An 18,032-nucleotide genomic window follows, 5' to 3' on the forward strand; every position below is an offset into this window, starting at 1 on the left:
CCCAGAGCTAATTAATATTGCCTGTTTTCATGGTTTTTAGTTTATTTAAAACCTATTTTTTTAATAATTCAGTGACCAGCCCGAATAAGATTCATCAAACTTAAATCATAGATCATTTTTTATTTCTAAGTTGATAAAAATTTTTTCACTATAAATTTTGTTAAATATTATACTTTACATAATTTTAATCGGTAAATTTTAATTATTTAAAATATTATTTTATAGAAAATAAAAAAATGTATTTTGGAAAGCAAAAAAATGCATTAGGCATTTTTCTGGTTATTGTACTTGATCAACAATTTCATACAATCTTCGTATAAGCACTGATTTTCAACAAATTATTTTAACCAACTTCCTTTTTCATTCTTGCAATTAATAAAAAGGTAGTATATTTGAAATGCATTTTTATTGATTTAAAAACCATCCTAATAAAAAGATGAGTATGAGAAGAAATATACTTACATCTTTATTTTTAGCTTTTCTGATTATAGTCGGGTTGGAGGCGTATGGGCAGACAAGAACTTTGACTTTAAATACTCCGGGATCTGGTAATTTTACAATTCCATATAATATTTCAACAATTGAGGTTCAAGTATGGGGCGGTGGTGGCGGTGGTGGATATAACTCTGCAAGTAATCGACCTGCTGCTGGTGGAGGTGGTGGAGGATTTTCAAGTCACCCGCTGTTGCCTGTAACTCCTAGCACAAATATTAATTATACTGTTGGTAATGGCGGACTTGGGGGAACTCCATCAATAGTTTCTACGGATGGATCATTATCAATATTTGGATCAATAACAGCAAATGGAGGTAGAAGAGGAAATGAACTTATTGGTGGAACGGGGGGGGCTGGCTCTGGCGGATCATTAAACTTTTCTGGTGGTAATTCAAATAATGCTCCAAATTCAAATAATAGAGGAGGTTCTGGTGGAGGTGGAGCTGGCGGACCGGGTGGAGCAGGAAATCCGGGATTAGCAGCATTATCAACATTAGGAGGGATAGGTGGAACTTCTATTGGAGGTGGAGCTGGTGGAAACGGAGGAGATAGTGGAAACTCAGGTTCGGAAGGAAATCAACCAGGTGGGGGTGGTGGAGGAGAAGGAACAGGAAATGGTAATGGTGGCAATGGTGGTAATGGTAGAATAATCTTGAATTGGGCCTGTAATTCATCATTAGTTTCTGGTAATCCAAACCCGGCTCCAATATGTCTTGGTACTGGTATAGGAACTATAACATATAATTTAACTGGAGCAACAGGTTACAATATTAATTGGTCACCATCTGTTCCATCAGGAATTAATGTTACAACTGATCCAATCGCAGGAACTGTAAGCATTCAAGGTAACCCATCTTCTACTGGCACGTTTTCTTATACACTTACTCCTACTTATCCTTCGGGCTCTACTGGAGGATGTACAGGACCATCTTCATTTTCTGGCTCTTTTATTGTTAACGCAAATAACACTGCTGGAACAATTTCCTCAAATATCTTTTGCCAAGGCTCACCACTACCTGCTGGAGTAACTCAACCTACTACTGGAGCAACAGGAATAGGCGCCATTTCTTGGACTCCTTCTAATCCAGGAGGAATTACAGCCTCTTGGGCATCCAACCAAATTACTTTCTCCGGGACTCCTGCTACATCGGGCACCTTTAATTACAGCATTCCATTAACAGGGGGTTGTGGAAATATTAATGCAACTGGAACAATAACGATAAACGCTACCCCTGCGATTACAGCCCAGAATACTCCAGGAGGTGTTACATGTATTAATGGTACTCCATTTGGCCAGTTGTCAGTTGGGACAGGGTTTGGATACACTTACCAATGGTACAGCAACGACACGCAGGATTATACCACTCCCAACTTGATTTCTGGGGCTACCTCAAACACTTACACCCCCCCAAATAATATCTCTGGAACATCTTATTATTATGTAGTGGTAAATTCACCTACCTGTAGCAGTGTAACAAGCTCAGTTTCTGGAGCATATATTGTAAATCCAAATAACACAGTGTCTCCTGCTTCTTCATCGCCGACAGTTTGTGTGAGCACAGCTATTCCTACAATAACACACAGTGTCACAGGAGGAACCGGTTTGGGAACAATCACATGGAGCCCATCCAATCCAGGAGGAATCACCGCAAGCTTAAATTCAGGTATAATTTCAATCAATGGGACTCCAACGAATTTTGGGGTATTTTCCTATTCCATTCCAGTTACTGGCGGATGTGGAATTGTCAATGCAACAGGAACCATTATAGTTAATGCACAAGCTGCAATTATTTCTCCAAGCCTAACAGGACAGACCAGATGTGAAAATGCGGCTTTCTCTCCTATCTCAGTAGCAAATCGACAAGGATTTACCTACCAATGGTTTGAAAACACTGCAAACAACAACTCCAGCGGAACAGCTATCGCGGGTGCCACATCCAATTCCTATACCCCTCCCTCTACTCCTGGGCCAACAAAATATTATTATGTGAGGGTTACATCGTCCGCTTGTAGTACCACAGCTACTAGTGCGGCATCAGGACCTTTCGTAGTAAACTCCTTACCAATTGTTTCCTTCGTCGGTCAACCAACACCAGGAAATTACTGTGTAGATACCAATATCTCCTATTCGACACAGCCAGGAGAAACAAATTATGTTTGGACAATTCCCGGCACTGTAAATGTCGATTATACAATTGTATCCGGTGGAAATGGAAATCCCAATTTGGTTTTAAGATGGCTAACTCCTGGAAACAAGTCAGTAACAGTTAATTACCAAGACGCACAAGGATGTGGGGCAACCACTCCAGCTATCTCAAATACAATAACAATTCAGAAAAATTTTGCTTCTCCACCATCAAACCCAAATCCTAGTTCCTGTAATCCAGTGGTAGGAGGCGGAATTTTTCCAACGATTACACATAACACTACTGGAGCAACTGGAATTTCAAATGCTGGCATTTCAGGAGCCAATGGTCTTCCATTAGGATTATCAGCTACTTGGTCGGGAACAGCAACAAATGGTACAATTACAATTAGTGGTACTGTTGACCCTTCGGTAACTCCTGGTCCTAAATCCTATTCTATTCCTTTGACTGGTGGATGTGGAACTGTAGCTGCGACAGGAGTTATTGATATACAACCTCAATATACAATAACAGAAATTTCTTCTGTCTCTCCTTCGAATCTTGGAGGTGCGGCCACCGTCACCTTAAAGGTAAATCCTGCTTCATTTGCAAATGGGCCCTTTGTAATAAATTACCAAAGGGGATTAGCAAACCCACTTGCCGCAAATAATATCACAGTAAATTTCACCAATGGTGTAGCTACATTTTTCAGTCCTGGGATAAACAATGCTGATTTAACTTCATTGACCATCAACTCAATCAGGAAGGATACTGATCCTACTTCTTGCCCAATTACCCTCACATCCAACAACAATACTTTTTTTGGAATCCAGCCAAAAATCTTTGACTCTAATGGAACATTTTATGTTCCAGCAGGAATCTTCCAAGTAACTGTCAAAGTATATGGCGCTGGTGGTGGTGGTGGTGGTGGCAACCTATCTTCGAATAGTGCTGGTGGTGGTGGCGGAGGATATTCTGAAAGAACAATAAATGTGATACCAGGTGAACCCTTAGGCATTTTCGTGGGTGCTGGTGGTGCTGGTCAAATTAATCCAGGTACTCCAGCTGGAAATGGAGGTAATAGTTGGGTTACAAGAGACTCAAGCCACCCTAATCCACAAGCATCTAGTGTAGCCTACGCTTTTGGAGGAGGTGGAGCGAATGGAACTACAAGAGGTGCAGCAGCACTTCCCGGATTGAATGGCACAATTAATCAACCTGGAAATATTGGAGCTCTTCCTAACACAACTGCGCCTGACACTGGTGGTAGAGGAGGCAAGGGAGGAGGTCCTGATGGTGGTAATGGAGGGCTTGGAGGTGCAGGAGCGGGAAATAGACCTGGTGACCCTGGTATTCCATTCGGTGGAGGAGGCGGTGGAGCCAAAGGAAATGCAAATGGTGGAAATGGCGCCGGCGGATATGTAATTATTACTTACCCGCTTCCACAGGTCTCATCATGCTTTAAAGTTATCGATGACGGAGCTATTTCGGGAACTACCGTTATAGAATTCACTTGTAATACCTCTTGGACAGCCCCGGAAGGACTAGCTGGATTTAGTGCAGTTGTAGGTGGAGCTGGAGGTGGCGGTGGCTACGGCTCAGGGAGTGGTGGAGGCGGTGCCGGTCAACTCGTACAAAATTTATCCTATACCACCACTAACCCATATGGACTCCCTGCTGGAACTACATTTTCTATTACAGTTGGGCAAGGAGGTCAAGGAGCCGCTAATATAAATGAAAAAGGTGGCATAGGTTTACCCTCTTCAATAACTGGAACCATTGATGGAAGTCCTATTTCAGGTGCTTTCGCTTTAGGAGGTGGAGGGGGTGGCTCACGAGGAAACGGCCTAGGTACGAGTGGCGCTTCAGGTGGTGGCGGGGCAGCTAGCTCTCCCCCTGTAACAATTTTTCAGGGAGGAGCTCCTTCAAACACTTCAATTGGAAAAGCAGGTGGAACAGGAGATGCTTCCACAAATGGTGCTCATGCCGGCGGTGGAGGTGGAGGAATCTTTTCTTTAGGCCAAACAGGACAAGGGGCTGGAACAGGTCAGGGAAAAGGTGGTGACGGAGGAAATGGCATCCAGTTTGTAATTGCAGGAGTAACAAGAAATTTTGGAGCAGGAGGCGGCGGAATAGGAAATAATTTTAATGGTGTCAATAAGTTTAATGGCCTCGGAGGTAAAGTTGTAAATTCAGCAGGCCAAGTTGTAGACGTGAAAATTGGCGGTGATGGGAATCAAGATAATGCCAGTTCAATTGGACTTCAAGGCTTGGATCGAACTGGTTCTGGTGGAGGGGCTGGATTCGCTGGAGGCGGCAGAGGAGGAAATGGCGTGGTTTATATTTATTATTTCAATTTCCGTATTCTAGAAGTAGAGTATCTTTACTTTGAAACCACCTATCTTAAATCAGATAAAAAAGGACTGCTTAAATGGGCTACTTCTAAAGAATGGGAAAACTCTCATTTTGAAATTGAGCGTTCAATTAATGGTGTAGACAATTGGAAGAAAATTGGCAGTGTTAAAGGACAAGGCTATTCAAATGATCCTTTTGAATATCAGTTTAGTGATGAAAATCTTCCCCCTTCTGGAGGAATTATTTACTATAGATTAAAGCAGTTTGATTTTGATGGAAAATTCACTTACAGTAAAGTGAAATCAATCCAAGTGGAGCCTGTTTCAGGAAGTTCCTATTGGGTAACATATCCAAATCCAAGTAGCAGAAATGAGCAAATAAAACTCACCCTTCTAAATACATCAGTTTATAATGACGAACCGATCATAATCAGAATATCCGATGCAAAAGGAGTCACAGAGACTTATGCAGTAAGGTCTCCTGAAGATGTTTCTGAAAAGGTAAATTTTCACCTCCGAGCTATTGATCAAGGAGTATTTGTAGTTCAATTAATTTGGGGAAATCATCAGCAACAAATCAAACTGATCAGAATTTAAATTTCTCTGGGTAGGATTTATTTATCGGAGATTCGAATCCCTTAATTTCGCGTGAAGAATTAATATTTCATTAACCTTATATTTTTTTGTATTGAAAAAGGACCATTTTGATTCGTCAACCTTTTTATTCAAATACATAAATAATGCATTTACAATTTTATCCAGAAAAGCCAATTCATGAAGTATCTATAAGCTAAGAATCCCTTTTTGGTTAAAAAAAAGAGGGGTTCAGTTTAGATTTACGTTTGAAAATATCTCGCTCATCGAGGACCACTCCAATCTCAGAAAAAACTTATTTTGCTTAAATAACACTAGATAACATCATTTTTTTTGTCCAAACATATCAAATAATTACAAAATGCAATATTTGTCAGTTAAACAACATTCTTCCAAATAATTTTTGGCTTTTTTAAATAAATCGTTTTGTTTTTTCGGTAAATCACCTTCTTTTACAATTCGAAAATTCCAACTAACCTAGAAAATTGTGTTAATTAATTGATTTTCAATTTACTTAATTAAAAAAACATCTAAATTTTATTGTAGTAAATCGTATTAATTGTATATTTGAAATACATTTTTATTGATTTGAAATTCATTTTTCAAGCAATTATAGTTGTATGAAGAAACAACTACTCCATATTGCATTAATTCTATTTCTGGTTTTGGTCAGCTGGAACTTTTATGCCAAAAACATAAACAAAGATAATTTTTACCCATTAAGTCCTAATTCAAAAAGTTTAAATATTCTTGATCTGGATAAAGGCCGATTTACTAATGAGCTCAATCCAAAGGAATATAGAAATAAAATCAACGAAACATTTGCATGTACTATAGTTAGGACATCCCCTCCAGGTTCTGATAATCAAGAAGTTTGTGAAGGTGATGCAATTGATCCAATTATTTATACAATTGTAGGCACATCAACTGTTTCAGTAACTGGGGCACCTATTGGAATTAACATTAATATTACTGGCCCAACCTTAACAATCAACGGGACGCCAGACGCAGGTCAAGTCGGAGATTTTAACCTAACTATTTCACTATCTGGAGGAAGTTGTGTTGGTGGAGAAGAGGCAAACGCAACAATCAGAATAAACCAAACTACAGTAATTGATACCCAGCCGTCCGGCTCGGGAACTTATTGTCCCGGTGATGCGCCTTTTTCTGATATCTCTGTAAGTGCTTCCGGTACCAATCTCAGCTATCAGTGGTATGTTACTGACGATGTCGCAAATCCCGGTAATACTGCTCCCGGAACTTCTGATCAGGAAACCTACACTCCTCCTGTCAATGTTCCTGGAACGTTCTATTATTATGTCATAGTATCTGGAGACTGTGGGAATGAAACTTCCGATCCTACAGGACCTTTTGTAGTGAAGGAAGCTACAGTAATTGATAACCAACCGTCCGGGTCGGGAACTTATTGTCCCGGTGATGCGCCTTTTTCTGATATCTCTGTAAGTGCTTCCGGTACCAATCTCAGCTATCAGTGGTATGTCACTGACGATGTCGCAAATCCCGGTAATACTGCTCCCGGAACTTCTGATCAAGAAACCTACACTCCTCCTGTCAATGTTCCTGGAACGTTCTATTATTATGTCATAGTATCTGGAGACTGTGGGAATGAAACTTCCGATCCTACAGGACCTTTTGTAGTGAAGGAAACTACAGTAATTGATACCCAACCGTCCGGGTCGGGAACTTATTGTCCCGGTGATGCGCCTTTTTCTGATATCTCTGTAAGTGCTTCCGGTACCAATCTCAGCTATCAGTGGTATGTTACTGACGATGTCGCAAATCCCGGTAATACTGCTCCCGGAACTTCTGATCAGGAAACCTACACTCCTCCTGTCAATGTTCCTGGAACATTCTATTATTATGTCATAGTATCTGGAGACTGTGGGAATGAAACTTCCGATCCTACAGGACCTTTTGTGGTAAAAGAAACTACAGTAATTGATACCCAGCCATCCGGGTCGGGAACTTATTGTCCCGGTGACGCGCCTTTTTCCGATATCTCTGTAAGTGCTTCCGGTACCAATCTCAGCTATCAGTGGTATGTCACTGACGATGTCGCAAATCCCGGTAATACTGCTCCCGGAACTTCTGATCAGGAAACCTACACTCCTCCTGTCAATGTTCCTGGAACGTTCTATTATTATGTCATAGTATCTGGAGACTGTGGGAATGAAACTTCCGATCCTACAGGACCTTTTGTAGTGAAGGAAACTACAGTAATTGATACCCAGCCATCCGGGTCGGGAACTTATTGTCCCGGTGATGCGCCTTTTTCTGATATCTCTGTAAGTGCTTCCGGTACCAATCTCAGCTATCAGTGGTATGTTACTGACGATGTCGCAAATCCCGGTAATACTGCTCCCGGAACTTCTGATCAGGAAACCTACACTCCTCCTGTCAATGTTCCTGGAACATTCTATTATTATGTCATAGTATCTGGAGACTGTGGGAATGAAACTTCCGATCCTACAGGACCTTTTGTGGTAAAAGAAACTACAGTAATTGATACCCAGCCATCCGGGTCGGGAACTTATTGTCCCGGTGATGCGCCTTTTTCCGATATCTCTGTAAGTGCTTCCGGTACCAATCTCAGCTATCAGTGGTATGTCACTGACGATGTCGCAAATCCCGGTAGTACTGCTCCCGGAACTTCTGATCAGGAAACCTACACTCCTCCTGTCAATGTTCCTGGAACATTCTATTATTATGTCATAGTATCTGGAGACTGTGGGAATGAAACTTCCGATCCTACAGGACCTTTTGTGGTGCACCCTGAGCCATTGCCAACCTTTACCTCAAGTCCTGCTAGTACCTCATGTGCAGAGACAGATATAACATACACAACAGAAGCAAACCAGACTGATTACGATTGGGATTTAAATGCCATTGAAGGGACTGATTATATTATCATTTCTGGAGGAATAAGTAATACAGATAACAGCGTAACAGTTCAATGGTTAACAGAGGGAGATAAAACTGTAACTGTAGGTTACACAGATCCTAATACCGGTTGTAATTCTTTGACTCCTGCTTCTAACACTACCTATGTGAATTTATTAGCTACTGTTAGTGCAACTTCAATTGAGTACCCAACTGTATGCTACAACCCTAGTTCTCAGCAGTCCTTAACTTTTACCCAAACAACCACAGGTGTTTCATCAATCGGTGCTCCTAATGGTTTACCAGATGGTTTTAGCGTTAACTTCAGCGCGGGAGTAATAACTATAACAGGCACACCTACTAGTCCAACTATTGGGGCTCAATCATACTCAATCCCTCTTTTCGGGACATGTATTAACGGTCTAGAGGCAACTGGCACAATTGATATTACACCACAATATGAGATTACTTCAATTAGCTCGATATCTGCTTCATACGAAAATGGTCCTGCTTCAGTGACAATCTTAGGGGATCCCAATATTTTAACAAATGGTACCTACATTGTAACATACGATCTAAGTATAGGAAATAACGGCTCTGGAACTGATACGTTAACAATCTCAAATGGGACTGGAACATTTTCAACAATTGGCATCCAAAATCCAGACTTGACTCAACTAAGTCTCACCAGTATTAAAAAAATTACAGATACTTGTACAGTAAGTTTAGATCCAAATTCCTTACAAAACATTACATATTTTGGGATTTGTAGTACAGTTTTTACAGGCGATGGCACTTTTTTCGTCCCGGCAAATGTTTATGAAATCACCATTAAAGTTTGGGCAGGTGGTGGAAAAGGAGGTAATTCTGTAAATGGCAACGGTGGCGGCGGCGGTGGCGGCGGCGGCTATTCAGAAATTACCGTTCCCGTTACCCCTGGCGAGCCTCTAGGAGTATTCGTTGGTCGAGGTGGAACATCTTCTAGTCCTAACGGAGGAAACTCTTGGGTTACAAGAGACTCAAACCTACCCTATAATTCAGGTAGTATCCTTTATGCAGAAGGAGGGACATCGGGGGGCATTGGTACACCAGGTATTGGAGGCTATGGAAATGTAGAGTATGGAGAGGACGGTGAAGATAACTGGGGAAATAGTGGCCAAAATGGAGGTGACGGCGGAAATGGTGGAAATTCTAATGGAACTGGAGGAGAAGGAGCAGAAACAAGTAGCAATAACTCTACCATTGGAACTTCTCCTGGCGGAGGAGGAGGAGGTTCCAGAGGAAATAATAACTCTGGAGCAGCAGGAGGTAACGGAATCGTATTAATTTCATTTTCGTGTCCAGACGCTAACCAGGAAGATTGTATGGAAATAATCGATGAGGGTTCCGCTTCTGGAGTTACGATAATCAGATTTAATTGTAATTATACTTGGAATGCACCTGAAGGGTTAGCTGAATTTTTTGTTTGGGCCGGAGGTGCAGGAGGCGGCGGTGGCGCCGGATCTGCTGGTGGAGGTGGAGGTTCAGGTGGTGTAAATACTGGAACATTCACATCTTCAAGCGCATATGGTTATCCAGCCGGAACCCCATTTACAGTATTAGTTGGCCAAGGCGGAGCTGGCTCAGGAACTTCCACTCAATCAGGCTTAAATGGGTCTCCTTCGTCTGTAACCGGACCAAGTAATGGTTCAGGATATTCAATATTAGCCCCAGGAGGTGGTGGTGGTGCTTCTTCAGGCGCATCTGATTTAAATGGGAAGAATGGCGGTTCTGGAGGGGGAGGCGCCGCACTAAGGAATGGAAATAATTACTCAGAAGGAGTGGGAGGAGCTGGATCACACGGAGGTATTGGTGGAGCAGGAGAAGCCTTATCGCAAGGTCAACAGCAAGCGATCTCCGGCGGAGGTGGTGGTGGATTGGATAACGCGGGAGTAGATATAGATGGAAATCCAAATGGCAATGGGACAGCATTTGGAGGAGATGGAGGAAATGCAGTTAGGTTTACGATAGAGAATCTACACACTTTTGATTTCGGAGCTGGAGGTGGTGGTTTAGGCACGAACTTTAACGGAAATGAATTTCCAGGATTAGGGGGAATGGACATCGATGAAAATACTTTAGGTGGTAACTCCAACCCTTATCAATACGATGAAAAGAAAAATAAAAATGAAGACCCTGACCCTCCGGGTCAAAACTTCGGAGGAAATGGTCGAGATGGTACAGGATCTGGTGGTGGAGCAGGATTTGATGGCGGAGGAAATGGAGGCAGAGGCGTTGTATACATCTATTACTTCAATCTACGAATCCTCGAAGTAGAATACCTTTACTTTGAAGCTTCTTATTTGGAATCTGATCAAAAAGGGTTGCTCAAATGGGCAACTTCTAAAGAGTGGGAAAACTCTCATTTTGAGATTGAACGTTCTATTAATGGTGTAGCTAATTGGCAAAAAATAGGCACTGTTAAAGGACAAGGTTATTCCAATGAATCCGTAGAATATCAATTTAAGGATGAAAATCTTCCTGCTTCAGGAGGCATTATTTACTATAGATTGAAGCAGTTCGATTTTGATGGAAAATTCGCCTACAGTAAAGTGAAATCTATTCAGGTAGAACCTATCTCAGGAAATTCATACTGGATTGCTTACCCTAATCCAAGCAACAGAAATGAGCCGGTTAGTCTATCACTTCTAAATACATCTGTTTATAATGATGAACCAATTGTTATAAGAATATCTGATGCTAAAGGTGTGACCGAAACATATACTGTTAGATCAACTGAGGAGGTTTCTGAAAAAGTCAATTACCATCTCCGAGATATTGATCATGGCTTATTTATCATTCAATTGATCTGGGGAAATCATCAGCAACAAATCAGACTGATTAGGAAATAGGTTTAAAAAATCTGATTATCCGCAATCTTGCCTCTAATCATTTTTTATTTGCTTGAATAAGCTAGATACTTCTACTTCCCTCAACATAGGCGACCGAAGTCAGAAGCTTCCGGATTCTAATTCTTTCAACTGATACTCCCTTTTACTTTTTTACTTATTGAAAAAGCAGGTAAGCATATTAAAAAATTAAAAGAGGAGGATCTTATTCCTCCTCTTCTTTTCGCCTCACTGGCATCTGTGGTTGCCCTAATCCCATACTTCCTTTCAATCCTGTAAGGGTTGCTTTCCACCAAGTGTTGAAAATAAACTTGGATTTATCTCTTTTAAAGTAAATATCAGAGGAAACAATATTTCCCAAAAGCCTTCTTGGGTTGTTATTTTTAATCAATGTATTGGCTAAAAATGATTCAAATGCCACTTTTCCAGTCCCTTTTTCCAAAGTCAGGGAATCCAATAAATCCACCTTCAATCCTTCATATAAAAAGGTCATTTTTCCAATTGCCTCTTCATCTGTCAATCTGAAGTACCAATCAGCCGAATTCACTTTTCCAGATCGGGCTTTAACAAACGCTCCTTTACTTAAAATATCATTGACATATTCTAGGGGCATTTCTCCCATTTTGAAAGATAAATTAATAGGAGATCCAGCTGAAAAGTAATAGGTAGAGTTCATTTCAACTTTCCCTTCTCCCATCAAGTCGGTCGTAGCAATTACTTTGAATGAATCAATTGGATGCCTCTCACCTTCCAAACTCATTGCAAATGGAACAATTGAAGCATTCATATTATGAAAACTCACTTGTCCAGGTAACTGAGCTCCAGGAGTAAACTCCTGGTATCGTATTAAACCGTTTCTTAAATGAATAGAGTCTACCAAAGCCCGGATGGAAGCATTTCTTAATAAATCCTGAGGCATAGGTTTGTAGGCATTGGGTCGCGCAGGCAATCGTTTGTCCCTGAATACATCCAAGCGCATCCCATCCAAATTAAGCTTTTTTGCTTGATAGCCCTGGTTGGTAAAAATGCGTTCAAAATTTAAGCCCTCAACTTCTATTCTATCCAAATAGAGATCAATTGCATCTGTCTGAAAGCCCTTTTTCCTCAAGTAATTATACCTGCCCATCGCTGGTCTAAACCTCACTTTTTCAAAAACTAAATTCTCATCAGAGTAGGAAAAACTCCCAATGGAAAACAGCTCCATACTATCCGGCAAATAATAATTGTAATCTTTGAGACTAAACTCCAACTGCTTCTTGAAAAGGACTTCCGGACTGATGTTTTCTTCCAAATTCAATAAATCAAGATTTAGCTTCTTTAATGAAAAATCAACATCCTTGAAAGCCAGTCCATTTAATGGATTTTTTGATTTTGAAAAAAACTCAAAATTGCCCTGATTCAAGTTGATGTTTTGCAGCATTATTGAATTAACCAAGCCATCTTTGACCTTAAACTCTTTCAAGTTTTCATTTTTTATTTGGGTAGATATACTGTCCAAAAAGATTTTAAAATCAGGTTTCAAAATCCTCAATTGAGTTAAATCAAAAATTCCTGACTCCTGAATTTGCTCTAATTCATTATTTCTTAAGCCAATCTCCTGAATTTTTCCCTGAAAAACCGGACCATTAGTCAGATTCAAAGGCTTCAGAGGTAGGATTTCTATCCCGGAAAGAATGGTCTCGTCTTGCTCTGTATCAAATGTCAAATTGGATAATCTTACAGAGTGCACACTATCCGGCAGGGCAAAAGAAAAGTCATTGATCCCTATTGAGATTTGCTTAAAAAGGCCGGATAAATCCATCTCTCGATTGGCTTGCTCATCCAAAAAGAAGTCTGCAACTGTAATATCAAAGGAGGTTTGTATAGACTGGAGATCGGTTTGGCCTTGTATGTAATTCAACCTGAAATCGGAATTCAATGCACTAATCTCTCCAACCTTGATAAAATCTAAACTCCTTCTAACCCGCGGATTTATCGGACTGTTTTTTGACTCTATAGCCGGATTGATTTCCAAACTGATTGTACTGCCGACTACATTAAGTTTGTCCAAATCCAATCGGTTATCGAATAAAAAGTCCTCTAAATCAATTCCTTCAAAGCTCACCTTCGGTAAAATCAGTGATAAAGACAGCTTACTCCTCAGATTATCACCCGGCATCAAGCGCAAAGTATCAATAACCAGCGTTCGGTTTTTTGTATTAAAAACCAAATTACTGGTCGTAACATCATAATCCCCTCTCGCTAGAGAAAAGGAATAATCAGCCAAATTCAAAACGATCTCGTCCGAAAAGAAGGTCTTGGATTCATCATAATTACCAAGATTATCCATATAAAAACCCTTCAGTGTAAGGGATAAATCTTCTTCCACGAAACTAATCTCCCTTCTTCCCGAAAGATCTGAAAAGTTGAATTTCCCTTCCTGGAAACTGACAGAATCTATGGAAACTTTGGCAAAATAGGACTCCAATAATTCTCTTATCCCTTCAGCAGAATCCAACTGATTTGCCTCTCTTTTTTGAGAACGATCTCTGTACTTGGTGTAGGTAAGTTCAGGTCTAGGAACCAAAATTTGCTTGATATATAATTCCTGATCAAGCAAAGCCTTTTTGATATCAACTCCCTCTACACGAAATGAAGGCACCTTCAAGTCAACTGCCACAGTTTTTTTATAGGTGTCCAGCACAGATTGGATATTCGTCCGAGATTCGGGTTTCAGAGAAAAATTCTGAACATCGATCAGTGATTTTTTAGAGTCAATAATGATTTTATCAGCACTGAAAATGTGTAAGTTATCTCTCAGTTTGAGTTGGTATTTATCCAAACTTAAAATCATTTCATCTGCCAAAAGTATATCCCGAAGTTGCATGGCAGTGTCAGGAGAAAAACGGACATTTTCCAAAAACAAACTGAATTGGTCAAAACCTATATCATCAGATCGGATACCTGATTGATTTTGAAACTGCACCTCTCCTTGCCTCAAATCAAACTCGCCAATATTCAACTCATTCAAATAACCCATTAAAAGAGAAGCCCCCCTCCCCTTTCTTTCCTCTATTCCTGAGTCCGCTTCCAAATCAGTTACCTGTACTTTGGGGGAGATAATTTCCAACTTCTCCACATCCAAGACACCCTGATTATAAAGCTTTTTCAAATTTGCCTCAGAAAAAAGCAATTCATTCAGCCTGATATCAATTAACTGATGTGGTCTTTTGGTTAAAATAGTACTGTCTCTCGGTTTTATTTCAAATCCCTGTACTTGAATTCTATCTAAAAAAGAGGAGGCCATAACTTTTTCTCCTTTGATCAAATGAACCTGATCCGACAAGTACAAGGTCAAATCTCCCAACTCCATAGAAGCATCTTCTCCATAGAAAAACTGATTTTTCTTTCTGGTCTGGTCATCTCCCAAGTAAAACTTGACCATTTTGAAATTCAGATCCGAAACCTCAATTCTATTTTCCAGAGAATCCTCCAAGTGATAGGTCAAGAATTTTCCTTTATTAATGGATAATTCCTTCACATAGAACGACTTTAACAAGCCAGAAATCAGATCATTTAAGTCACCATTTTGATTTTGATTCTTTTTGGGATTATCAGATCGGATCACCTTAAAATCCGGGCTGTTCAAAATAATCTCATCGATTTCCAAGTCCGATTCCATAAAGGCCTTATTCAACTCTACATTACCTACCCGAAGTTGATCAAGGTCCATATCATAATATGCAAAACTCTCTATCGACTTATCTGATCTAAGCTGGAATTTCTCAATCTGAATTTGATTCTCCAGTGAAGTCACGAAGACCTCATCGGCATAAATGGTGTGGATGCCATCAGGCAAAAGAAACTCAACCTGATCCAAATCAAATTCAAATCCCTTTGCATTGAAAGGAGTCTTCCATTCTTCGGAACTCGTCCAATCAATATCCTCAATGATCAATCGAGTATTTTTTGCATTGATAGACTTTTGACTCAAAAAGTTTAAAAAGAATAAGTCTGCATGATCTATTTCTAATCTATTGATAAAAATCCCTCCAAAAGGAATTCTTTGAATACTTTTCTTGATTTCATTTTCAAGTCTCTTTACTTGGGAAACTTTTAAACTATCTTTCTCTTTTGCATTGGAAATGGTGGACTCTGAAAGCTCTAGGCTGAGGTTTGGATTATCCAGTTTTATATTACCTATAATAAAAATCTTTTCAGACCAATCGTACCAAATATTTTTAAGGGCTAATTCGTCAAGAGTAAAATCAAATAGCACTTGGTCTTCACCGGCATTTTCAAGACTCACTGGCCTCATAATAATCCCATTCAGGAAAACACCTCTACGAAGTAGGGAAAAGTTCAACCGATTGAAATCAACCTCATATACTCCGCCAGTTGCTTCATTCAATTTTGTTCTAGTCCAATTGACTAAGAGGAGGTTAGAACCGAAATAGATTAAAAATTCCAGGAAAATTAAAGCCAGAAAAACTATCATCAACACCCTCAATACCTTCTTTCGAAGAGGATGCTTGGATATTTTTTCTTTGAAGCTCTTAATCATAGCAGGATTTTAGACCAAAATAACTAAATACTCCAACAAAAAATAAAAAAAGCAGCCCTCATCAGACTGCTTTTAGCTGTAGGAGAAGGATTCGAACCTCCACGGGGTAGTTAGGCAATAGTCCGGTTTGTTCCATGCTTTATTCCGATTTCCCCACCCCCGAGACAGGAGGGCTTGTCTGCCAATTTCAACATCCTACATTATATCGTTTCGCTTTTCACAGCGATTAAAATCAAATGAAGGCGAAGATTAACTCACATTGTCTGATTGCTCATCAATGTCTCCACTGCTTAATCTTCGCTTCTTTTTCCCTGCCTTTTACAGAGAAGTGATAAATGGTTTGAGAGCTTCATATTTATTAGATGAATAACAAAACTCATTAATCGATACGTCAAAATTAGAAAAACCTCCTATTTATTAAAATTTTGATAACAAATTAATCAATTTTTTACAGTATTTTTATTTAAACACATTTTTTGTTCATCTTTTTATAACTAACCCTAAGAATTTCACTTGATGATTATGGATTTGTTAATTCCTACTTTGAAAATCGTGAATGAAGGGAGTTTCTTTTAAAAAAGGGCATAAAAAAAACCATGAAACATAATCTCATGGTTTTAGTCAATTAACAATAAACCCAAAATAACCTGCTGTAGGAGAAGGATTCGAACCTCCACGGAGTAGTTAGGCAAATTTACGAGCTCGCTAAAATGCTTTATCCCACGGCCTCCACCCTCGAGACAGGAGGGCTTGTCTGCCAATTTCAACATCCTACAGTATGTGTGTGAACTTTTAGCTTGTTTGCTGTTTCAAATATACGGCGATCAAATTGTTTTTTGCAAATTATTTAAAGTTTCTGTTGTTTTTTTACAGATTATTTAATGAAATCGATTAAAAATTAATGATTATATAAATATAGCCTTGAATACATCGCTCTTATTGCAATATTTTTAATCTGAATCTCGATTTTTACATTATTTGCATTAAACAGGGGTTTATTTTTGATTTATATCAAAAGAATGTAATCTTAACTGTGGTTTTTTGCTTATTCGTGAGTCACATAGGATTCCCACTTTTCCAAAACTGCCAAAAAATCCTCCGGCAGTTCAGATTCAAAGAATAACTTCTCCCCTGTCTTAGGATGGATAAAACCCAGAGACTTTGCATGCAAAGCCTGGCGTGGGATGATATCAAAGCAGTTTTGAACAAAACTTTTATACTTGGAAAATTGAGTTCCTTTTAAAATCCTATCTCCACCATACATGGAGTCATTAAAAAGCGGATGCCCCAAATACTTCATGTGCGCTCTAATCTGGTGCGTTCTTCCGGTTTCCAACCTGCACTGAATTAATGTCACATATCGTAGACGCTTGATCACTTTCCAGTGAGTAACAGCATGCTTACCCTGTGAGCCATCCGGAAAGACATCCATTACCTTTCTGTCTTTTGCACTTCTTCCAACATGGCCTGTGATAGTCCCTGAGTCCTCAGCTGGTTCTCCCCAAACAAGGGCTATATACGTTCTTTCTATGGTATGATGAAAAAATTGAGCAGCCAAAAAGGTCATAGATTCCTCGGATTTGGCTATCACCAAAAGACCAGAAGTATCCTTATCAATTCGGTGAACTAATCCAGGCCTTCCCTCATTGCCTTTCATTTCAGGCAAATTTTGAAAATAGTATACTAACCCATTTACTAGAGTTCCTGACCAATTTCCATGCGCAGGATGAACCACCATTCCTGCAGGCTTATTGACTACCAGCAAATCATTGTCTTCATAGATAATATCAAGAGAAATAGGCTCTGGAATGACCTCATTATCCCTAGGGGGTTTTGCAAACATTACCTTGATTTCATCCCCTGGTTTAATCTTGTAATTAGGTTTGGTTGGCTTGCCATTGACCAAAACCCCACCAGATTCAATGTTTTGTTGTACCCGGTTTCTAGTGGCATTTGCTACCTTTTCGGTTAAAAATTTATCTATTCTGGTGAGCGTTTGTCCTTTGTCAACATTAAATCGATAATGCTCATACAGTTCGATTTCTTCGTCTTCAAATTCCTCTTCGGGTAGCTTATTCATGCAACAAAAATACAAGGATGAAAATTAAGTTTACCAAAAGCCTTAAATTCC

Annotated in this window: 4 protein-coding genes; 2 read left to right on the plus strand and 2 right to left on the minus strand. The window is 39.7% G+C overall.

From position 1 onward, the window contains the following. Positions 1 to 442 precede the first annotated feature (442 nt). Complete coding sequence (locus GYM62_RS16160; RefSeq protein ID WP_219957164.1) at positions 443 to 5,572, plus strand: glycine-rich domain-containing protein; 5,130 nt, start codon at positions 443 to 445, stop codon at positions 5,570 to 5,572. Between the two features lie 617 nt (positions 5,573 to 6,189). Further along, entirely contained in the window at positions 6,190 to 11,361 is a 5,172-nt protein-coding gene (locus tag GYM62_RS16165; RefSeq protein ID WP_219957165.1) for a glycine-rich domain-containing protein, read from the plus strand. Positions 11,362 to 11,563: 202 nt separating this feature from the next. Here the strand turns inward: GYM62_RS16165 and GYM62_RS16170 are convergent, their stop codons facing one another. After that, positions 11,564 to 15,901 carry a hypothetical protein gene (locus GYM62_RS16170; RefSeq protein WP_219957166.1) on the minus strand — a complete coding sequence of 1,446 codons (4,338 nt, stop codon included), beginning with the start codon at positions 15,899 to 15,901 and terminating at the stop codon, positions 11,564 to 11,566. 1,045 nt (positions 15,902 to 16,946) lie between these two features. Then, on the minus strand, positions 16,947 to 17,981 hold the full coding sequence (locus tag GYM62_RS16175; protein WP_219957167.1) for an RluA family pseudouridine synthase: 1,035 nt from the start codon (positions 17,979 to 17,981) through the stop codon (positions 16,947 to 16,949). Positions 17,982 to 18,032 lie beyond the last annotated feature (51 nt).

Source organism: Algoriphagus sp. NBT04N3, assembly GCF_019443765.1.
Lineage (GTDB): Bacteria > Bacteroidota > Bacteroidia > Cytophagales > Cyclobacteriaceae > Algoriphagus > Algoriphagus ornithinivorans.

Coding starts and splice junctions, on each gene's coding strand:
- GYM62_RS16160 (WP_219957164.1), top strand. CDS start 443: ATGAGAAGAAATATACTTACATCTTTATTTTTAGCTTTTCTGATTATA.
- GYM62_RS16165 (WP_219957165.1), top strand. CDS start 6,190: ATGAAGAAACAACTACTCCATATTGCATTAATTCTATTTCTGGTTTTG.
- GYM62_RS16170 (WP_219957166.1), bottom strand. CDS start 15,901: ATGATTAAGAGCTTCAAAGAAAAAATATCCAAGCATCCTCTTCGAAAG.
- GYM62_RS16175 (WP_219957167.1), bottom strand. CDS start 17,981: ATGAATAAGCTACCCGAAGAGGAATTTGAAGACGAAGAAATCGAACTG.